Raw genomic sequence first — 20,687 nt, 5'->3', positions numbered from 1 at the left:
TTAGTAAATATATTAACCAGAGTTCAGGTTAAATAACAGCTGTAAACTTAAATATTGTTCGGTAATAAGGTAATATCCGCGCACTGCTATTTGAGGACACACCATGATTGACCAATTACGCCAACAACTCGATGAACTAGGCGAGAACTACGTAGAGAAAAACGCTGCATTTAAAATCAAAGTGATCCCTTTTTTTTGCGCTATTCGCATTAAAAAAGATCATAAAAGCGAAGGTCGTTTAAGCTTTTATTCAAGTCAATTACTCGAAATATTTTTAGTCGTCTTATTTTTATTATTTGGTTTAACACTTTACGATACAGATGCAGGATTTACCCACGGCCCTATTCATATTGCATTTGCCATTTTAATTACTTTTAATCTTATAATTAAACAAGTCGCTATTGAAGGATTAAAAACCAGACTCGCGTTTCATCGCTTACTTGCAGCACATTCTCAAAAAAGCACCGATAACACCAGCCAAGCTAAAAATAGCGCCGCTAAATAAGTATGTATTTAAATCCTAATTGGCGAATACTCACCGTTGGCGATGGCGATTTATCGTTTTCAAGCGCTATACATAATCATCTAAAGCCACACCTATTAGTCGCCTCTACCTACGATGATGCAACCACTATTGAACATAAGTATCCCGATAATGCGCTCAATAATTTAAAAGCGCATAACGTTGAAGTGCTTAATGGTTTTGATGTCACAAATACAGCGTGCTGGCAAAGCTTAGACGGTTATTTAAATAGCTTTGATGTAGTCATTTTCCAGTTTCCACTCATACCTGCGTTTGTTGGCCGTGAAGCGTTTGAAAACAACACGCGCCAAACCAGCATGAATGTACTTAACCGCGCTTTACTGCATCAATTTATTAAATATGCGAACGAATTTGCGCTTGATAAAAATGGTCCAATGCTGTGTTACATTACTTCCAAAGATGTAAAACCCTATCGCGAATGGAATATAGAAGGCAGTTTAAATAATAGTTTAAGCGCTGAATATTTAGGCCAAATGCCTTTTGATATTAGTCGCTTTGAAAGCTATAAAATTCGGAACGTTGACCGCGATAAACACGTAAAAGATACCAGCGGTATAACGTACGTATTTAGCTCAAAAGCGATGAATACTCACACCAATGAATTAAGTGCACAGCTTAAAAAACCAGCGTACTTAACACCAAACCATTGCCCGCTTTGTCGCGTTGGGCCATATATGGCAAATGAAGATGAAACTAAGCACATAAACGCTAAAAAACATCAGCAAATGCTGCACCTTGAAAGCGATTGGCAACAATGGCTAAACGATTTTTATAATTAAGGATCTTTGAACACGCCCTAATTAAACATTTGCGCGCTTAATTAAATCAGCTGCTTTTTCAGCAATCGCAATTACCGGTGCATTAGTGTTTCCGGTAATTATGATAGGCATAATAGACGCATCAACTACACGTAAATTACTCATCCCATGAACTCGTAAATTAGTATCTACGACGGCCATTGAGTCTTGTCCCATTTTGCATGTCCCAACAGGGTGATATTCGGTATCTGCAGTTTGACGAATAAATGCAATCAGCTGCTCATCATTATTTATATCAAGCGGATACACCATTTTACCGCGTATGTTATCAAAGGCTTTACTTTGCATAATAGCGAGTGTTTTTTTAAGGCCCGCAAGCATTACAGTTAAATCATCTGGGTGGCTTAAATAATTAGGGTCTATAAGCGGTGCACTACGTGGGTTGTTATCCGCTAACGTAATAGTGCCACGGCTTTTAGGACGCATAATACTACTGTGAATACTGTAACCATGCCCGGTGTGTAGTTTACGGCTATGATCGTCCACCAGCCCAATTACAAACTCTAGTTGCACATCAGGTGCAGGCGAGTCTTTAAATAATTTAATAAACGCATGGGATTCAGCAAAATTGCTGGTTAATCGCCCTTCTCGTTTAGTAAACCAATTTACACATTCTTTAAAAATGCTAGCAATACCAAGCGGGCTTACACCAAAGGTGCCTTTACTTGTTTTTGATTTATAAAGTGGCACTACCGTTAGATGATCCTGTAAATTAGCACCCACGCCGTCAAGTTCGTGTTCTACTTTAATACTATGCGCACTGAGATGATCCTTTGGACCAATGCCTGAAAGCATTAATATTTGCGGTGAATTAATCGCTCCAGCACTCAGTATTACTTCTTTTCTTGCTAACAGATCAATAACTTGATTATTGCGCTCTATTTGCACGCCTTTTGCGGTCTTATTTTTTATATTTATTTTATTAACGTGGCTATTGGTTAATACCGTTAAATTTGGGCGGTTTAAATACGGGGTTAAATACGCTTTTGCTGCACTACAACGTTCGCCATTATGCTGAGTAACCTGCGATAAACGTGCGCCGCTTTGCTCTTTACCATTTATATCGTCGCTTAAATTAACGCCCTGCTCGACACAGGCATTTAAAAAGCACTGGTTTACATCGCTTGGATTATTTAACTCTTGTATATGCAGTGGGCCTTTAGTACCGTGAAGATCATCATTCACAAACGCTTTATTATTTTCGGATTTAATAAAATAAGGCAGTAAACTCTCAAAATCCCAACCCGTATTGCCATTAGCCGCCCATTGGTCGTAATCGTATTTATTGCCTCTTATGTAAACCATCGCATTAGTCGAGCTTGAGCCACCCAGTACTTTGCCGCGTGGTACAAACCCACAACGATTATTAAGCGCTTTTTGCGGCACGGTATTGTAATGCCAGCTATTAATACCATAAGGTACGCTCGCCGCAATGCCTGCAGGCATTTGCACAAACGCACTATTATCGCTCTTGCCAGCTTCAATTAAGCATACACTTACATTTTTGTCCTCTGACAAACGCGATGCAATAACGCAGCCGCCACTGCCTGCGCCAATTATAATGTAATCATACTCTGTGCTCATACAGCTTAGCCATTTACTTTTTATTTACACCACAATACATAAAATCAGCGAATTAATCGCTATTTATATTGCGTAAATACACAGTTAAAGAAAGAGTTAATCTAAGTGGCGCCTAGCCTTAAAAACTTAACCAACAAAGAAAAACACGCCATAATTTTAAAATGATACAATCAATGCGCTTATATTTTCTAAGGAGTGAGTATGAACTTTGTTATTGTTGGCACCAATTTTATTAGTGACACATTGTTAGCCGCTGCAAATACGTTAAACGATTTTAATTTATACGGGGTCTGTTCGCGCGCGCAGTCGAGTGGCAAAGCGTTTTTAGCCAAACACCCACACAATACACAAGCAAAAATTTTCACCTCAATAGAGCAAGTATGCCAAGATCAAAATGTTGATGCCGTCTACATAGCCGCGCCAAATAGCTTACACAAACAATACGCAGTTATGTGCCTAGAAGCAGGTAAACATGTCCTTGGCGAAAAACCCTCTGCAGCAAACTATAAAGAGCTTGCAACTATTATTGCTACCGCAAAAAAACATCAGCGCTTATACATGGAAGCAATGATGACCACTCACTTGCCTAACTTTGCACGACTACAACAGGCAATGATAAAAATTGGCACGCCACGTAAATACATAGGTCAATATAGTCAGTATTCGTCTCGCTACGATAAATATAAAAATGGCGAACGTCCAAATACATTTTTACCTGAGTTTGCTAACGGTGCACTGGTTGATTTAGGGATTTACCCACTGTATTTATTGATTGCTCTTTGGGGAGCGCCGCAAAGCGCAAGTGCCAGTGGCGTATTACTTGATACCGGCGTAGATGGTGCGGGGGATGTATTACTAAATTACGCAGATAAACAAGCTGTTATTAGTTATTCTAAAATATCGCAAGGCGATAATATTACCGAAATACAAGGCGAACTTGGCCGTATTCGTATCGAGGCCGTATCACAACTTAAAAAAGTAGAATTTATTGCTAATAATGGGGATCGCGAATTAGTGTCTATCGCGTTTGACAAACACTTTATGAAATTTGAAGTGGAGCATTTTATGCGAATGGTTAATCAAGGTAAGTGTGAGTCAGATATTAATACGTATCAGCTTTCAAAAAGTGTCATGCATGTACTTGATACTGCGCGGACTCAATTAGGTGTTACTTATCCTAATGATTAATATATAGGCCCGTTACCCACTCTACGGCCTTGTACACAAAAACGCCCATTAATCTAATGACCGAGTTATCGCTTCTATTTTTAGTCGTATGCACTTACCTCTAATTTAAAAAAAAGATACTATGCCGCTATTAACTCAGGCTGCGTTAACTTCACGCACACCCGCTCATTTTTGACAGACTCGTCCATTAGAGGATAAAAATGCAATCACCTTCAAAAGAATTTTTATTAGCAGTTATGTGTGTACTACTTGCTATGGTAACTATTCAATCTGGTGCTTCAATCGCTAAACAGTTATTTCCTGTTGTAGGCCCTGAAGGCACAACGGCTTTAAGGCTGGGGTTTTCAGCTCTCATACTCTGCTTGGTGTTTAAACCTTGGAAACACCTACCTAGTCAAGGTAATCGCATCCCTATCATAGTGTATGGATTAAGCCTTGGCGGTATGAATATTTTATTTTATTACGCCATTGAACGTATTCCACTAGGTATTGGTGTAGCACTTGAATTTACAGGCCCCCTTGCCGTTGCTTTATTTTCCTCGCGCCGAAAACGTGATTTATTTTGGGTTGCCTGCGCTATTGCTGGCATTTTGCTTTTGCTTCCAGATATGAGCGGCAAAGATAGTCTTGATCCATTGGGTGTAGCACTTGCTCTTGGGGCGGGTGCATGTTGGGCAGGCTATATATTATTTGGCAAAAAAACGGGAGTGCAAAGTTCTGGTGGAGCCACTGTCGCATTGGGCATGACTGTTGCCGCTATAGTGCTAGTGCCTTACGGCGGCATTATGCAAAGCGCCGCGTTTACATGGGAAATTATCCCATTAGGGATTGGTATTGCTATTTTATCAAGTGCATTACCTTACACACTCGAAATGGTTGCTCTGCGTAATATGCCATCGCAAGGGTTTAGCGTCATGATGAGCTTAGAGCCTGCCATTGCATCAATTGCTGGTTTTATACTTTTAGGTGAGTTACTGACTTTATGGCAGTGGCTCGCTATTTTGCTTGTTATTACTGCATCTGTTGGTAGCTCGTTTTCAAACGCAAAAAAACAGGCTACTTAATTAAGCACTAAATAATCTAAATCAAGTCACCACGCAACATGGTGACTTTATTGTGCTCTGTGCGATAGTTATTTAACTCACAGCCTTACTTTGCTTTTTAGTTGTAACCAAATAACCAATCAACGAAGTAAGCGGCATGCCCGTGGCAACCAGTGCAATACCTGTCCAACCGCCAGCTTCATATAATGGGCTGGCAATAAGCGAGCCTACTGCGCCACCTACAAATATACTCGTCATATAAATAGCGTTTAAACGTGCACGGCTTTGTGGCTCTAGTGCGTACACTGCACGTTGCCCGAGGACCATATTTGCCTGCACAGCAAAATCAATAAACACACCTGTTATCGCCAAAATTACTATCCCGTAAGGTAACTCAAATAAACTTGGTAAAAAGCAACCAGCCGCTATAACTTTTGCAAGTAACGATATCTGATGTGTATAGCCCTTATCTGCCAAACGCCCAACAATGGGGGCTGCTACAGCACCTGCCGCACCCACTAGTGCAAACAATGCTATTTCTGATTGGGATAAACCATACTCACGGGCAAGCACCACCGGTACGCTTGTCCAAAATAAACTAAACGATGCAAACATTAATGCTTGAAAAAGTGAACGTTGGCGCAGCACTGGCTGGCTTATCATTAACTGTTTAAGCGATTTTAATAACTTAAAATACGTTGTTTTATGGGTAGGTTGCCTGCTTGGAATAGCAAAATAAATTACACCTGCAATAAACACCATACACCCTGCTGCAAAGTAAAATACAGCGCGCCAACCAAAGTGATCGGCTATTAAGCTCGATATAGGTCTTGCCAACAAAATACCTAGCAACAGACCCGCCATAATATTGCCAAGAACTTGTCCGCGTTTTTCGTCAGACGATAAATGCGCAGCAAGAGGAATAAGCACCTGAACAGAAACCGAGCTCATACCTATCATTAAACATAAAATAAGCATTACATTAGGTGAATCAGCAAGTGCAGTCCCCACTAAACTCAAAAACGACACAGCTAAAGTAATAAGCATTAAACGCTTATTTTCAATTAAGTCAGCTAATGGCACTAAAAAAAACAACCCCAAAGCGTAGCCTATTTGTGTAAGCGATACGATAAGGCTAGCACTGTGCGCACTTAGTCCCACCTCTGGGGCGAGTAACTCAATAATAGGTTGAGCGTAGTAAATATTGGCAACAATAAGACCACAACACAAAGCAATAATAGTAACGAGTGTATTGCTAAGTGGTTGTGGTGAAACGCCTGTTTGAGTCATGTGTGTCTCTACTTTATAAAAATAATAAAACCCAACCAGCAAGCGCGGGTTGGGTTTTGCTTAGGGCGTGTTTTATTTAATTGGAGATGGCTGCCCATGTGGGCTTGAGCGTAAATACTGTTTAGGTGCAGTTACTGTAGCGCCAAGCTCAGCAGCTGCATGCCACGGCCAATGTGGGTTATATAAAATGCCACGCGCAAGCGCTACACCATCGGCTTGCTGCTTACTAATAATATCTTCGGCTTGTTGCGCCTGTGTAATTAAACCCACCGCTATAACAGGCATTTTAACTGCTTCTTTTATGGCTGTTGCAAACGGTACCTGGAAATTAGGTTTTACCGGTATTTGTTGTTCAGGGCTTAGGCCCGCAGTACTTATATGAATAAAATCACAACCGAGTTCATCAAGCGCTTTACTAAGCACTATAGATTGTTCTAAATCCCAGCCGCCGGCAACCCAATCGGTTGCCGAAATACGCACACCCACTGCTTTTTCACTTGGGAATACCGCTCTTACTGCTTTAAACACATCAAGCAATAAGCGCATTCTGTTTTCTAGGCTGCCACCGTAATTATCATCACGCTTGTTTGAAAGTGGTGACAAAAACTGATGCAGCAAGTAACCGTGCGCACCATGTAGCTCTATTAAATCAAGGCCGAGTTCATCAGCGCGTTTAGCTGCACTTACAAAATCTTTAACTAATAAATCTATGTCATCTTGGCTCATTGCTTTTGGTATTGGGCTTTTATCATCGTACGCAATTGCAGAAGGTGCGAGCGTTTGCCAGCCATTTACGTCATCAGGTGCAATAGCGCCAACATCTTCCCACGGCTTACCTGTAGAGGCCTTACGTCCAGCATGCGCCAGCTGAATGCCAATAGGCATAGAGCTGTATTGCCTTACTGCTTTTAAGCTTTTATCTAACGCTTGTTGTGTTTCGTTATTCCAAAGCCCTAAATCGCCGTAGCTAATACGCCCTTCTGGATTTACTGCTGTTGCCTCTAAAATAAGTAATCCTGCACCACTCAAGCTCAATTGGCCTAAATGAATAGTATGCCAATCGCTAGCAGCGCCATTGTTTGCTGAATACTGACACATGGGTGCAATAATAATACGGTTATTTAACGTTACTTGCCCAAGTGATAAAGGCGAAAATAGTTGGCTCATTGTTAATCCTTAAAACACGCACAAAAAAGTGCGGACAAAATAAAAAAGAGAATACGAAGCGGCAATCAAACACGCTCACTCAAAAGCTTATGCAGTCACTTATAATGGCGACTACCACTCTTAATGGGGATAAAAACACACTTTAATAGTGCTAATAAAAGTATAAGTAATGACATTATGAAATATTAATTTTAATGTAATAATCTGTTTAACGAGCACGTCATAACACCAGCTTTAAAACATGAATGACTATTTACCTTTAAACAAGGGTGTAATTTTTAACCTAACTGTACCTAATTCCACTAAGCTATTGCTTGTATTGCCTATTAACCAAATAAAAACCCTGAAAGCAATCAATATTTATTCTATAAAAGTGAATTAAAATTCAATTTAAATATTCCCAGCTACTTCACTCCCTGATAAACTGCTTAACTTAATTTACTAATGTAAAACATTTGAACTGGGGATCACTTTTTATGTTTAAACCAAGCTTGTTAACCTTGGCTATTTCGAGCGCTGTTTCTAGCGTATTTTTATTACCAAATGCAGCTCTTGCTCAAGAAGAAGTTGCCGCTAAAAACAAATCACTCGAAGTAATCGAAGTTACAGCAACGAGGCGCAGCGGCTCTGTGCAAAATGCACCGTTAAATATTACCGCCCTTGATGCAGATATTATGAAAGATCAAAATATCAATGAGCTTGCGGATGTAGCACGCTGGGTACCTGGTTTAACAATTACCGATCAAGGTGGTCGCTCTGGCTCACCTATTATTGTTCGTGGTTTAAATACAAATTCTTCTGGTCCATCGTCGGATGGCGGCACGGTATCTACTTATATAAACGAAATTCCAGTTTCGGTAGATATGCGCTTAGTAGATATTGAGCGCGTTGAAGTACTCATTGGGCCACAAGGCACCCTTTATGGTGCAGGCACATTAGGCGGTGCAATTCGTTATATGCTTAAACAGCCTGAGCTTGATTTTACATCGCTTGAAGTTTACGGCGACCTATTTCAAACAAAAGAAAGTGACTCTTTAGGTGGCGAAGGCGGCTTTATATTTAACCTGCCACTTATTGAAGACACACTTGCAGTGCGCGCCAGTTTAAATGTTTACGAAGACCCAGGTTTTATCGATTACGGTTATGTTGTGCGCGAGCCAGGTGTATCAATAACCGATCCTAATTGGAGCGACAGCTCAGCGGTTACTAACAACCTTAAAAACATAAAAGACGCCAACGGTGAAACCACCACTACTGGCCGCATTTCTGTTCGCTACAAACCAAATGAATCGTTTGAAGGGACGCTAAACTACTTTTACCAAAACCAAGATAGCGAAGGCCGCTCGATTGTTCATTACAACAGCCTTAATGCAAACAACGGTTTAAGCGACGTAATAGGTAAATACGAATCAGCTTACCGCTATGCGGAGCCCCGCGAGAAAAAAGATCAATTACTAAGCCTTGAGCTAAAAGCCGACTTAGGTTTTGCAGAGCTGGTATCGGCAACCGGTATTTCACGCTTTGATGCCGATGGCCAACGCGACCAAACAGACCTACTTATTCGTCTTGATTACGGCTACGAAGAATTCCCTTCGTTCTCTGCTTTTACCCGAGAAATAGATGAAGAAGACACCTTTACGCAAGAAATTCGTTTGGTGTCGCAAAGCGACAGTGACTTGAACTGGATTGTGGGTGGCTTTTACAACAAAACAGAAACGGATGCCTCCAGCAGAGAGTTTACTCCAAACTACGATGTATTTGTCAAAGGCGAACAAGTACGCCCTGATGCATTAGAATACTTAGAATTAACCAGCAGTAAAATCACTGAATCTGCACTTTTTGGCGAGGTGGGTTACCAAGTCACCGATAAATTAGACGTGACTATTGGTGCCCGCTTTTATGAATACGATATACAAGCAAAAGCTGCGTTTGACTTCCCACTTGCTAACACCTTATCGGGTAGCGCTGGTCCTAATGGAATCAGTATTAATTATGAAAACAGTGACGCGAGTGATAACGGGAATTTATTTAAATTTAATGCTAAGTACCAGTTTACTGATTCAGTAATGGGCTATGTAACGGTAAGTGAAGGCTTTAGAATTGGTGGCTCAAACGGCTTGGTCGCTTGCCCTGATCCACTACCTGCCGATCAGCAAACGGGTTGTGGCCAACCTGACGAAATGCTTTACGATGCTGATACCACTACAAATTACGAGCTAGGTTTTAAAAGCACATGGTTTAGAAGCCAACTACACTTTAACGCCGCGTTATTTAACGTAGATTGGGATGATGCACAAATCTCTGGCGCTACCGATGTAGGCCAATTAACGTATCTTTCAAACGCAGGCAGCGCGAATGCAAAAGGGATTGAAATTTCAACCCGTGCAATTTTATCAGATGCATTTTCGCTTTATGCAACCTATGCTTATACAAAAGCAGAGCTAACATCAGATGCCCCCTTTTTATTTAATGCCGATGGCACCAGTGGCGCAGAAGACGGCGATCGTTTACCGGGCTCACCTGAAAACCAATTTTCGATGGGTGTAAATTATCAAGCCGAGGTGTTTAACGATAAAACCCTTGATATTAACTACGGTTTAACCGCGCAAAGCGACGTACTTTCAAGAGTGGGTCTTCGTGATAACGGCGAAACACTACCGGGTTATAGCTTAAGTAATATATCTGCTAAATTAACGGCCGATGCATGGTCAACTACGCTATATGTTGATAACCTATTTAACAAATATGCAGTTACCTCAGTTCGTCGTTCAAATGCGGATATAACATCAGCGAACGGCGCCGATATACAGCGTAACTACGGCCATTACATTAATCGCCCGCTTACGGTAGGTGTTAAATTTAACTACAAATTTGAAATATAATTTAAGCGACTTTTAAACAGTCTCACTTTTTAAACACTGTTTTAAGGCTCAAATTTATTTGAGCCTTTTTATTTTCTTTTACAAAATAATAATTACCAAAAACCATGCAGCCAAATTTAAAGCAACTTCATCAAAGCGCAATTAAACATTTAAACCAAGGTAAAATAGAGCAAGCACACAAAGCCCTTGTGGAGTTAGTTACACTCAAACCTGATTTTGCTGATGGGTATTTTTTGCTGGCAATGGTTAATTTAACTGTTGGGCAAATACACAAAGCAATAAAGCTCATCGAAAAAGCCCTCACCCTTGGTCAAAGTATTGAATACACCGTGCAACTTGCTAAATGTTACGCACTTATTGGCGAATTACAAAAAGCAAAAAACACCGCGCTATCGGTTTCATTAAAGCAAATAACTAAATCACTTGATGCTGATACACTCGGCGTAGCCCTTACTCAAGCAGGCATTCACAAGCAGGCGCTTAACTACTTTGAATGCGCTATTAAACTGGCTAATGCAGCTAACAAAGCTCAACCGCAGTTTTATTATAACTACGGTGTAAGCGCTAAGTTTTTAGGATTATTCGATAAAGCCCAACACGCTTTTGAACATGCCATAGCGCTTGATCCGCTGCATCATCAAAGTCATTTTGCATTAAGTGATTTAACTAAAGTAAGTGTGCAAAACAATCATATTGAACGCTTAAAAAACGTGTTTGAACAAGTAACACACCCCGATGCAAAACTACATATTGGCCATGCTTTAGCAAAAGAGTATCAAGATCTTGGTGAATTTTCAGAGGCTTTTAACGCGTTAGAGCAGGGCAAAGTAGCAAAACGTGCTGTGCAGCCGTTTGGTCATAAAAGCTCAACTGAGTTATTTGAACATATTAAACGCTTAAGTGAGCAGCACAAACAAGCGCGAGTACAAGGCAATCCAACGGACGAACCTATTTTTGTATTAGGCATGCCCCGCTCTGGCACCACATTGGTTGAGCGTATTTTATCGAGCCACAGCGACGTGCAATCAGCCGGTGAATTACAAGACTTTGGCCTAAGCGTAAAAAAATTAAGCCAAACAAAAACACACCATGTGCTCGACACTCAAACGCTCAGTAGGGCCTACGAGCTTGATTTTAATCAGCTTGGCAGCACCTATTTAAACGCAACACGCGTAATTACAGGCAGCCATAAACACTTTATTGATAAGCTCCCGTTTAACTTTTTTTATATCGATTTAATAACCAAAGCACTGCCAAACGCTAAAATTATTTGTATGCTGCGCGACCCAATGGACACCTGTATTGGTAACTACCGCCAGCTATTTACCATTAATAACCCCTACTATGCCTACTCACTCGACTTACTCGACACCGCTAAATTTTACAGCCGTTTTTACAAACTAATGCAGCACTTTAGCGCCCTGCACAGCAACATAAAATTACTAAAATACGAAGAATTAGTCGCACAGCCCGAGCAACAAATTAAAGAGTTAGTCAGCTTTTGTAACCTAGAGTGGCAGGAGCAGTGTATAGATTTTCACTTAAACACCGCCCCAGTTTCTACCGCAAGCAAGGTGCAAGTACGCCAGCCACTCAACAATAAAGCAATTGGTCGCTGGAAAGCGTTTAAACCACATACTGATGAAGCTAGAGCTTACTTAAAACAACAAGGCATCGTAGGGTGAAATATCACTTCTTTTTTATGAACTCGCTTAATTAATTTATAGTCTGGTAATTACTTTTCAGAATAAATATCAGCACTGTATATGAGTAAACTAACACAGTTGCCAATGCTTGCTGACAAATATTGATAGAAAAGCAATTATGTGAATGGAATAAAAATCAACTAATGTAGCCTTGAAGGGGTACATAGTGAGTGGTATAATTACTAAAGGATAAAAATTAAAGGATTAAAATGTTAATATTTAAAGAGCTAAACTTAGTAAATATAACAAGGTTAACTAATAGTGTTGGTCACGGTGCTAGGAATGCTCCGCTAGATGTTCTAGTACTACAAAGACTTTTATTAGGTACCACAAAAAAGTATTTCGGTAGAAAAATACTAAAGCCCGATGGATATTATGGTAGTAAAACTGAAGAGCAACTAAAGCTATTTCAATCGACTGCATTAGGTAATAAACACCCAAGTAAAAAAATTATACCTGATGATTTAACTCACAAAGCACTTGTAGCCTCATTAAGTCAGAATTTTCTTAAAAAGCACAAAGAAGCAGCATCTTTAAATCAAGTTCAAGTTATTGATTATGAACACTTCATTAAAATTTATAAAAAGCAGTTCCCTAACGAGCAAGCATTTAATGATCTAAAAAAACTCTTGATTGAATGTGTAATGGATCCTCACATTACTGATATCCGATGGATTGCTTACATGTTAGCGACAGTAAAACGTGAATGCGGACGTACCTGGAAGCCAATTAAAGAATGGGGGAAAGGAAAAGGTAAGCTGTATGGTAGCGTACACGATGTTCCAACTACTTCAACTATAGAAAAAAACATATACTACGGAAGGGGTTATGTACAGTTAACTTGGAATTATAATTATAAAAAGGTTGGCAATGCTTTAGGGCTAGGAGATAAGCTCTATATAAATCCTGACTTAGCACTTAATCATAAAATTGCCTATGCAATAATGTCTTATGGCATGCGAGAAGGTTTATTTGCTGAAGCTAAACTAGGCCAATTTATATCAGGTGCAACTTCTAATTATATTGGAGCTAGGAGAATAATAAATGGTCAAGATCATGCTCTAGAGATTGCTAATGACGCTATAATTTTTGAGCGACTATTGAAAGCATCACGAGGTACACTTGAATTTGAAAAGTTATTATTCTCAAGAAATGTAGCGTTAGCTTAATATACATATACTTTTATGGACTAACTTTTGATGAAATTAAATATGACTTTATTTATTATGATCTTTTTCTTTTGCTCGCATGTTAATGCCGCTTCGCTTAATGCAGATATTAAGAATAATAAACCCTTAAAAATGCAGATACCAACTAGTCTAAAGTTGCCTCTAAGTTTTGAACTATTAACTCAAAAAAAGCTTCTTAGTTTACTAAATAAAAACGACAACTGCTCTATCAAAGACGAACATCATAACAATCGATTTGTCTCAGTTTTTAAGCTAAGTTCGGGTGATAAACTGCTTGCATTAGCTTGCAACACTGGAGCATATCAAGACAGTTATTTAACCTATTATGTCAAGACGTCAACTAATATGGCTTACCCTATAACTTGGTCAGAACCTACCTTTATTGAAAATAAATGGGAGCTAAAACCAACTAATTTACTTACCGGCAGTATTGAAATTAGCGAAATAGGGAACCAATTAAAGTCTTTGCGTTTATATTCTGCTTTTGGCTCTTGCGGTTATGAAGTTAATTACACCATTTCGTTCCCACAATTAATTAATCTAAAACCTAGTTTAATACATGCAGACAACGATTGTGGTAATGGCATATTAGTTGACGAGTGGCCAATAATTATCAATGTAAAATATCATCGCTAGTAATTAAGAGCAAAAGAAGAGCAAAAAGGACAGACACATATTTTGAGAAAATTTAGCACCTCTTCCATTGTGGTAACCGCATCATTACCTTTTTTGCACACTCACACAGTTAGTGCTAGTTACAGAACTTATATTTGAGTTGCTTGGAAGGAATTTTAGGCAAAAAAAGTAACGCTAGGTCATCACTTTGTTTGATAGCTTATTTTTCAAACAAACTAATAAAGATGCAACTGTTCAGCCTGCGCCTTTGTACCACTTTACATCGTTGCTGGCAGTTTGCTGCTTTAACCGTTGTTTACTGCCTGCAAAATTTGAGTGCTGCTGTCTAAAACGTTGAATTGATTCAAGCCATTGCGCTTCTTCTATATTCAAAGAGAGGAGTAATTTTGGCATGGTTTTGTTGATATGCCCTTTTTTCTTTGGATCTATATGGCGGCCACTCCAGTCGACTAATTCAATGTAATCCAGTAAGGAAAAGGGGATCGTGTGTTTGATGTGATTGCCACCAAATGGTTTTAGCTGTGCAGGTTGACTTTAATGCTGAATACTATCTTTTTGTTTGAGAAGCTTGTTCGCTTTAACCGTGTCTGTGGTAAAGGCTTTAAAGTGCGCTATACGTTCTTGAATCGAGGTAACATCACTGTCTTCAAGCGTGTCGGCTATGTTTGCTCTGATAGGATTCAAATCAACGTAGGCCATGCAACTGAGCACTGCGGTTTCATCTAATAATGCTTGCGATTTATAGCGCCCTTCCCAGTACTTGCCCGTGCAGTTACCTTCTTTATTGGCTTCGCGGGCAATGTACTCATTGAGGTTTTTCATATAGCAGCTGATGTCATACAATCTTTCTCGCCATTTAGCGATGATCTCATCAAAAAAGAGCAAACTTGTCTTATCTAACTACTCACCTTTTATGTGGCGGTCGACTAAAACATGGCCGTTATAAAGTTGATACCAGCGTTTAATTACTTCATCATCAGACCAATCAAGTGCTTGACGCCTATTGACGTTCACAAATAATAAACAAAGCAGCCATCCTAGATCTCACAATTTTTGAATCCGGGAATTATTTACATTCAAAATGTAGGATGGATGCCAGCGTTATTTACTGTTAATTATTGTGGTAAAAAAGTAAACTTTAATGCTGATTGTCAGCCTCGGTTGTTAGGCGCAAAGGTTTGAGTCTACAATAAATAATTGCCCCAATTGCTCCAAATATATGCCCGATATGATCAACTTGTGTATTTATCGTTTCATTGGAGGTACTTGTAAATTCCCCTTCGATTGAAAATATAAACATCAAAAAGGTAAATAATAATATTGCAGAGCCCCACTCTTTTATTGTTAATTCATCTTCATCAGTGAAATATGCCGCAGCTAAGCCAAATACTCCGCCAGAAATACCACATACCGTCACAGTTTCTGAATAAAAAAATATTGATGGGATTGAAGCTATGCCACCTATAGCTAAAACAGATAAGAACCTTTTAGCTCCAACACGGCGTTCGTAAACCGAGGCTAAGGCTATCCCACAAACATTCGCTAAAAGATGCATTGGATCAGTATGAATAATTAAATGCGTTATTGATTGAAGTGGCCATAAAAGTGCTTTTTCTGAATCATTATTTAGAGCTAGTAAAGTATATATATACTCATCAACAGCCAGGAATCCGTAATTTGAGGTTATAAAAAAAACAAATAATAGAAAAACACCTGAGCACAGTGAAGCCCGAATAAGTTTGAAGTTTTGCATATATGTTAACGGTATAGCTTTTAAACTATTAGGAGACGGTTTAATTAACAACAACCCTAAAACATACATTACACTAGATATTAGAAAAAATATCATTGTGCTAAAGGAATTCTATTTTCAATATAACTTTGAACATCGGCTGTCACTTTAGCAATTTTTTTATGGCCTTTTAACTGAGCTTTTACTTTTATTTTTCTACTGTTTTTAAAATAAAATTTCATTGGTCTTTGCAATATTCCTTTGCCAATTCTAACACTCTCAATTTCATCAAATTCAAAAAAATCACTATCTTCAAACTTACCAAGTAAGCTCAGCTTATGAAAATATATTCCTCTTTCAGTAACAGCCAAGAAGTACATTCTCATACTAAGAATGGCTAAAGGACCAAGTACGAAAAACATCCAAATTTTTGGAGGCGAAACAGCTTGAAAAAAACCAATTAATGTATCGTCTTCCTTTATATTTTGTTCAATATATGCCTGCGCTTGCTCTTTATTCATTATAATTCCAATGTTTGATAAATCAGTTTCACCTAACAATACTTTAGATTAACTTGTTTTAGTTGATGTTTTTAAAAATTTTAAACCGCTTTTTTGAGGTTATAAGGAGTTACCCCTCATATTTTAATTGGCCATCATCCTAATTTAATGCTGCCTACGCCGTGTTGCCATAAAATCAGTGGAAAATATGGATCAGCAAAGGTATCTGATCCATATTAAAAATCCTAATAGTCGTGGCTTTGCTTATATTAAAGTATCAACATAGCTCAAACCGTTTGCATACTCTTCACTCTTAGTGAGAATAATAATTCTTAATAGGTTAAAATAATTGTTATTCTCTTTAGTTAAGTACTGTGCACTATTCATCTTTTTTACATAACTATCAAACGCGATTAAGTTACTTTGCTCTAAAGCCAGCGATACTAATAAATTTAAAACCGCAGGAACTGTTTTAGATTTCTGTTTACTTATCACTTCTATTTCATTAAATAATGCTTCAATCTGCTGATAATTTTTGGCTAGGTCCTTTTCGGCTAATGGTAATAGTTCAGCAATTTTGTTTATAGCTTCTGGTTCTTCTAACTCTCCTTTTTTTACAGAAAGCGAGAAAGTCGGTGCTCTAGTTTTAGTAGAATGAGCAAAAACCTGTTCTTTGGCAGATAATAACGCGTATTGTTGCTTTTGAGACAACGCAGAATACTGACTACTGCTGGTATCATAAATTTTGAATCCATCAGCGCGTAGCTTCATATCTGGCCTACTGTCAATATAGGTTAAGTGCTCTATGTATAATGCTCTAGCATTTGGATCATCTTTTAACGCATCACTTAGACAATCATTACTAGTTAAATAATGTAATGCCTCATTTTCATCGGTCATAGGTAGACGCATCGCGATGCTATCCGCTTGACAATATTTATTGGTATTATTATGCAAAGCCAGTAGCTTTGTTGGTTCTAATTTTTTAAAAGCATAGTATTTTTCAATACTTTTAATTTTAAACTTTAGTTGCGAGTCTAATTCGTCCCCTAGCACTGCGGCTATTTTTTTAAATTCCTTTTCATCTAATTTATTAAATGCACCTGAACCAAATGAACTCGCTAGCAAATTTCCTGTCAGTGCATAATAATCAGTATTTGATTTAGAGAGCTCAAACATAGCGTTGAGTGCTCGGTAGGCTTCTTTTTTATTATCATTTGTAATAGCAGCTTTATAGTTTTTATGTTCACTAAAATACGTAGCATATTGTTTATGCTCTATATCTGCTTTATTATTTTTTGTTGATTGACAACCAAGCAGTGAAGTTAACAACACAATAATTATTGCAAGAGGTTTAATATTTTTGATTTTCATTTTTCGCTCTCATCATGATTAATTTTTTCACTAGGTAATAAAACTAAATCAGTAAATTTACGTTTATTCTTTGGAATATTTACTAAGGTGTTTTCATTAAATAGGTTTTGTTGGTGTTTTGATAGGATAGCTAAATCACGCTTATGCTTATCTGCAAATGTCCAGAACCCGCCATGGTATACGTCTGCGCCTAAAAAATCTGTGCTGCTCTTAACATGAAGCTTAATTTCACCAAGATAGATAGTTTGATTAGCGGATACATTAAAAGGGATTGAATAATCATTTCTAGAAGACCACGTTGTCCCGTTTAGATCATACATGCTGTAATTATAAAATTCATATTCGCCCGATGGCAACGCGAGCGCATACGTCGTCCCACCGTAACCATTAGAAGAAAACTGAACTTCTGTTTTTCCATGAAATACATTAAAGGAAGGGCGAACTTCTAGTGAATACTCTTGTCCGGTCTCTGTTGATCGTAATTTAAAAACTAAAGGGTTATACACTGGGCCATCAATAGGCCAAGCCATACTGCCAGAAATGATTCCTTGAGTTGATGATTCATGATGTAAAACTGTATTTATATTTTTTGTTTTACAGGCGATTAGTAACATAATCATTAAAACTAATACTGCTGTTTTCATAGAAACTTCCATTTAAAAAAGCTGTTTGCACTTATCATTAAGTAAAGGCTTATTGCATAGCATGCATTTGAATCAATAAAATAAAACGAAAAGCCACCTAATTAATCTTCGAACGCTATACCATTAAGTTCAATTTTAAATTTAGGGACTAGCAAATTATTGCTCACTCACATTTACACCACCATTAAGTGTGATGAAGATATGTATACTTAACAGCGAGATAAGCTAGTTATCCCCCTGTTTATTAAATTATTAGCTTACTTTTGACTCGAGTGTTTTTTTGGATCTTGGTATTGCCACAAAACGTTAATTATTTTCCATTCTTTATTTTCATTTTTATACAGATGCATATAGTCAATCCAATCATCGACCGTTAGCTTCACTGATGCTACTCGATTATCAATATCCAGTATATCTATATCAACTTTTGGTGAGGCAGCAAATTTATTCCCCTCTTTGTTGTAGTTTTCAGCCACCCACACCATTGTTTTAAAATCGGTTTCCATAATGAACTCTGAACCATCTTCAGATTTCCAGTAAGTTCTTTTAGCTAGTTTCGCATCTAAGCCTCTTTTCATTAGTTCTGGTTCAACTTTATGCTGAGCCTCTATGTAATCAAGAACAGCTCTTTGTATATTTTTACTGTCACTGGATGTTTCAGATAATACTGAAAAAGATAAAAACATTGATAAGAATAGGAATATATTTCGATACATGTACACATCCTTGGGTAGGCTAACAAGCCTCACATTAATACTAATCCGTTAAAATACTTAATCAGTTTGAGTGCTCAAACCTGACGACAATTGCGTTGAATTTATTATTTACAAATGTAGAGATGTAGAGAATAACGAGATTTTAGCTTCATTATCAACAAGATGTTCTTACCTCAAAATAGCTAACTTCATTAGTAAATTGGTATAACTCGTTTTTAATTTTATATTGGTCTGTCAACCAACCATAGCCGAGTTCCTATTTTGGTTCAATCGATTATTGTATTTTTGCCCAGAATATAAAAAGAGTTTGATGCTGCTTTAATTGGCGTTTTATAAGGTATTACTGCAGCTTGAGCAGCTTTAAAGGTGATAAAAGCTTACTTTTATGAATTTATCATGTTTCTCTGCTTTTCTAGATTATGCACTAAATATTACATTTTTTGCGTAATGAAAGTATTAACGGGGCTTATCACCTGTTTAATTTAGATATTTTCGTCGTAATTAGGATGGGTGTCATCCTAATTATCAAATCAACTATTGACGCTATAGTCTCTTGTTAGCACTAAATACTTTAAAACGAAAGATACAATACCCCCCAAAAAGTAAATTGTGATAAATTCTAAATCTGATGCATATCCCACGTTCATTTCACCAGTCAATTTGTTAAAAAACGACCAAAGCACTTCAGATAAGGGGACAAAAATAGATAGGTTGAACCACATAAAAGTAACAAAAGAAGGTATACCTATATACCAAAAAATGAATAACATAATTTTCAGAAAACATTTCATAAAACTGTTAACTTCCCATATGATTCAATGCTTGTACTTGGAATTTTTGTTTTTCCCGAACTTTTAATAATTGAGCTAAAAGTTCTAAAGTCCGACATTGTTTTAAAAGTGACGCAACCTTGACTAATACCTAAAGGACCTTCTGGATGAATTCTGAATTGCCCTCGCTTAACTTTTTCACAAAACGTTGAGTCATCGATTTTCTTATCTATAGCGTATAAAGCGAACCAATCTGCTTTATCTGAAAATAAGTCTCTTAATGGCCCAAGAAGCCCACCAGATTGTCTATCGATAATGTAATACACTCCTGTAGGGATGGGCCCCTTACTCGGTATACAAATCGATAGTTTTTTATTTCTATGCGCTTCTAAGCCCGAATATGCATCAAATGTAGATGCTCCGCACTTTAGAGTGCTCATAGGTTGATCATTAAGTTTAAATGTACAATTAATCACGATCATTCCTTTTAGTGCTAACGAGCCTGTAGATTAACTCGTTCTTTTATTTGTTTTTATTGATAAACAAACCATAGCTGAGTTCCTATTTTGCTTCAATCGATTACTGTATCTATACGCAAAATATAAAAAAGAGTTTGGTGTTGTTTTAATTATTTTTAGGGAGGATTACCGTTACAGGTGTTTGAGTAGCTTATTAGTTGAGATGAATACCATGCAAGGTGATAAGGGCTTACCACCATTGTTTAATAAACCGTTGTCATCGATCTATTGGCTATCTATTATAATTACGGTTTCAGTAGCAATTAGGATGGGTGTCTTCCTAATTTTGTATCTTCCTAATTTTGTAAAAACGAAAAGCGAAGGGCTAATAATCCAACGGGACATTACTGCGTTTATCACTAACCGATTAAAACTCAAAGTGAAT

The 20,687-nt window shown here is 37.9% G+C and carries 17 protein-coding genes and 1 pseudogene; 8 read left to right on the top strand and 10 right to left on the bottom strand.

What is annotated here, in order from left to right:
* Positions 1 to 103: 103 nt before the first annotated feature.
* Both CWB66_RS17605 and CWB66_RS17600 read left to right on the top strand, forming a co-directional pair.
* Positions 104 to 505 (top strand): hypothetical protein, encoded by a 402-nt coding sequence (locus CWB66_RS17605; RefSeq protein WP_138586387.1) that lies wholly within the window; start codon positions 104 to 106, stop codon positions 503 to 505.
* Positions 506 to 507: 2 nt separating this feature from the next.
* Positions 508 to 1,323, top strand: coding sequence for a class I SAM-dependent methyltransferase (locus CWB66_RS17600; protein WP_138586386.1), 816 nt, complete (start codon positions 508 to 510; stop codon positions 1,321 to 1,323).
* Positions 1,324 to 1,344: 21 nt separating this feature from the next.
* Here CWB66_RS17600 and CWB66_RS17595 read toward each other — a convergent pair whose 3' ends face one another.
* Positions 1,345 to 2,946: a GMC family oxidoreductase gene (locus tag CWB66_RS17595; protein ID WP_138586385.1), complete on the bottom strand. Its 1,602-nt coding sequence runs from the start codon at positions 2,944 to 2,946 to the stop codon at positions 1,345 to 1,347.
* A gap of 201 nt (positions 2,947 to 3,147) precedes the next feature.
* Here CWB66_RS17595 and CWB66_RS17590 point away from each other — a divergent pair, with 201 nt between their 5' ends.
* Together CWB66_RS17590 and CWB66_RS17585 are read left to right on the top strand one after the other, a co-directional pair.
* Entirely contained in the window at positions 3,148 to 4,134 is a 987-nt protein-coding gene (locus CWB66_RS17590) for a Gfo/Idh/MocA family protein (protein ID WP_138586384.1), read from the top strand.
* A gap of 200 nt (positions 4,135 to 4,334) precedes the next feature.
* Complete coding sequence (locus CWB66_RS17585; protein ID WP_138586383.1) at positions 4,335 to 5,198, top strand: EamA family transporter; 864 nt, start codon at positions 4,335 to 4,337, stop codon at positions 5,196 to 5,198.
* 72 nt (positions 5,199 to 5,270) lie between these two features.
* Here the strand turns inward: CWB66_RS17585 and CWB66_RS17580 are convergent, their stop codons facing one another.
* Entirely contained in the window at positions 5,271 to 6,467 is a 1,197-nt protein-coding gene (locus tag CWB66_RS17580; RefSeq protein ID WP_138586382.1) for an MFS transporter, read from the bottom strand.
* A 72-nt stretch (positions 6,468 to 6,539) separates the two neighbouring features.
* A complete protein-coding gene (locus CWB66_RS17575; RefSeq protein WP_138586381.1) occupies positions 6,540 to 7,634 on the bottom strand; it encodes an NADH:flavin oxidoreductase/NADH oxidase in 1,095 nt (364 codons plus the stop codon).
* A 476-nt stretch (positions 7,635 to 8,110) separates the two neighbouring features.
* Between CWB66_RS17575 and CWB66_RS17570 the strand changes: the two genes are divergently transcribed.
* From CWB66_RS17570 to CWB66_RS17555, 4 genes are all read left to right on the top strand, one after another.
* Entirely contained in the window at positions 8,111 to 10,516 is a 2,406-nt protein-coding gene (locus CWB66_RS17570; protein WP_138586380.1) for a TonB-dependent receptor, read from the top strand.
* 104 nt (positions 10,517 to 10,620) lie between these two features.
* Complete coding sequence (locus CWB66_RS17565; protein WP_138586379.1) at positions 10,621 to 12,201, top strand: tetratricopeptide repeat-containing sulfotransferase family protein; 1,581 nt, start codon at positions 10,621 to 10,623, stop codon at positions 12,199 to 12,201.
* Between the two features lie 230 nt (positions 12,202 to 12,431).
* Entirely contained in the window at positions 12,432 to 13,391 is a 960-nt protein-coding gene (locus CWB66_RS17560; protein ID WP_138586378.1) for a glycoside hydrolase family 19 protein, read from the top strand.
* A 42-nt stretch (positions 13,392 to 13,433) separates the two neighbouring features.
* Positions 13,434 to 14,048 carry a hypothetical protein gene (locus CWB66_RS17555; protein ID WP_138586377.1) on the top strand — a complete coding sequence of 205 codons (615 nt, stop codon included), beginning with the start codon at positions 13,434 to 13,436 and terminating at the stop codon, positions 14,046 to 14,048.
* Between the two features lie 234 nt (positions 14,049 to 14,282).
* On the opposite strand, the pseudogene CWB66_RS17550 reads toward CWB66_RS17555, so the two are convergent.
* The 7 genes and pseudogenes from CWB66_RS17550 to CWB66_RS17520 form a co-directional block, all read right to left on the bottom strand.
* Positions 14,283 to 15,068, bottom strand: a pseudogene (locus CWB66_RS17550) (transposase); the annotation flags it as partial.
* Positions 15,069 to 15,186: 118 nt separating this feature from the next.
* A complete protein-coding gene (locus CWB66_RS17545) occupies positions 15,187 to 15,855 on the bottom strand; it encodes a rhomboid family intramembrane serine protease (protein ID WP_212747834.1) in 669 nt (222 codons plus the stop codon).
* A gap of 38 nt (positions 15,856 to 15,893) precedes the next feature.
* A complete protein-coding gene (locus tag CWB66_RS17540) occupies positions 15,894 to 16,301 on the bottom strand; it encodes a PH domain-containing protein (RefSeq protein ID WP_138586375.1) in 408 nt (135 codons plus the stop codon).
* Between the two features lie 243 nt (positions 16,302 to 16,544).
* Positions 16,545 to 17,654, bottom strand: a complete 1,110-nt coding sequence (locus CWB66_RS17535) for a hypothetical protein (protein ID WP_138586374.1) — start codon at positions 17,652 to 17,654, stop codon at positions 16,545 to 16,547.
* On the bottom strand, positions 17,651 to 18,298 hold the full coding sequence (locus tag CWB66_RS17530; protein WP_138586373.1) for a hypothetical protein: 648 nt from the start codon (positions 18,296 to 18,298) through the stop codon (positions 17,651 to 17,653). The genes CWB66_RS17535 and CWB66_RS17530 overlap by 4 nt, the downstream gene beginning before the upstream one ends.
* Before the next feature lie 257 nt (positions 18,299 to 18,555).
* A complete protein-coding gene (locus CWB66_RS17525; protein ID WP_138586372.1) occupies positions 18,556 to 19,014 on the bottom strand; it encodes a nuclear transport factor 2 family protein in 459 nt (152 codons plus the stop codon).
* Between the two features lie 787 nt (positions 19,015 to 19,801).
* Entirely contained in the window at positions 19,802 to 20,260 is a 459-nt protein-coding gene (locus CWB66_RS17520) for a DUF2778 domain-containing protein (RefSeq protein ID WP_138586371.1), read from the bottom strand.
* Between the last annotated feature and the right edge of the window lie 427 nt (positions 20,261 to 20,687).

Origin of the sequence: Pseudoalteromonas sp. S558 (genome assembly GCF_005886635.1) — a bacterium.
In the GTDB taxonomy this organism is placed as follows: domain Bacteria; phylum Pseudomonadota; class Gammaproteobacteria; order Enterobacterales; family Alteromonadaceae; genus Pseudoalteromonas; species Pseudoalteromonas aliena.
This window is presented reverse-complemented; position numbering and strand designations above follow the sequence as displayed.

Coding starts and splice junctions, on each gene's coding strand:
- CWB66_RS17540 (WP_138586375.1), bottom strand. CDS start 16,301: ATGAATAAAGAGCAAGCGCAGGCATATATTGAACAAAATATAAAGGAA.
- CWB66_RS17530 (WP_138586373.1), bottom strand. CDS start 18,298: ATGAAAACAGCAGTATTAGTTTTAATGATTATGTTACTAATCGCCTGT.
- CWB66_RS17560 (WP_138586378.1), top strand. CDS start 12,432: ATGTTAATATTTAAAGAGCTAAACTTAGTAAATATAACAAGGTTAACT.
- CWB66_RS17585 (WP_138586383.1), top strand. CDS start 4,335: ATGCAATCACCTTCAAAAGAATTTTTATTAGCAGTTATGTGTGTACTA.
- CWB66_RS17535 (WP_138586374.1), bottom strand. CDS start 17,654: ATGAAAATCAAAAATATTAAACCTCTTGCAATAATTATTGTGTTGTTA.
- CWB66_RS17575 (WP_138586381.1), bottom strand. CDS start 7,634: ATGAGCCAACTATTTTCGCCTTTATCACTTGGGCAAGTAACGTTAAAT.
- CWB66_RS17580 (WP_138586382.1), bottom strand. CDS start 6,467: ATGACTCAAACAGGCGTTTCACCACAACCACTTAGCAATACACTCGTT.
- CWB66_RS17555 (WP_138586377.1), top strand. CDS start 13,434: ATGACTTTATTTATTATGATCTTTTTCTTTTGCTCGCATGTTAATGCC.
- CWB66_RS17605 (WP_138586387.1), top strand. CDS start 104: ATGATTGACCAATTACGCCAACAACTCGATGAACTAGGCGAGAACTAC.
- CWB66_RS17590 (WP_138586384.1), top strand. CDS start 3,148: ATGAACTTTGTTATTGTTGGCACCAATTTTATTAGTGACACATTGTTA.
- CWB66_RS17595 (WP_138586385.1), bottom strand. CDS start 2,946: ATGAGCACAGAGTATGATTACATTATAATTGGCGCAGGCAGTGGCGGC.
- CWB66_RS17525 (WP_138586372.1), bottom strand. CDS start 19,014: ATGTATCGAAATATATTCCTATTCTTATCAATGTTTTTATCTTTTTCA.
- CWB66_RS17565 (WP_138586379.1), top strand. CDS start 10,621: ATGCAGCCAAATTTAAAGCAACTTCATCAAAGCGCAATTAAACATTTA.
- CWB66_RS17600 (WP_138586386.1), top strand. CDS start 508: ATGTATTTAAATCCTAATTGGCGAATACTCACCGTTGGCGATGGCGAT.
- CWB66_RS17570 (WP_138586380.1), top strand. CDS start 8,111: ATGTTTAAACCAAGCTTGTTAACCTTGGCTATTTCGAGCGCTGTTTCT.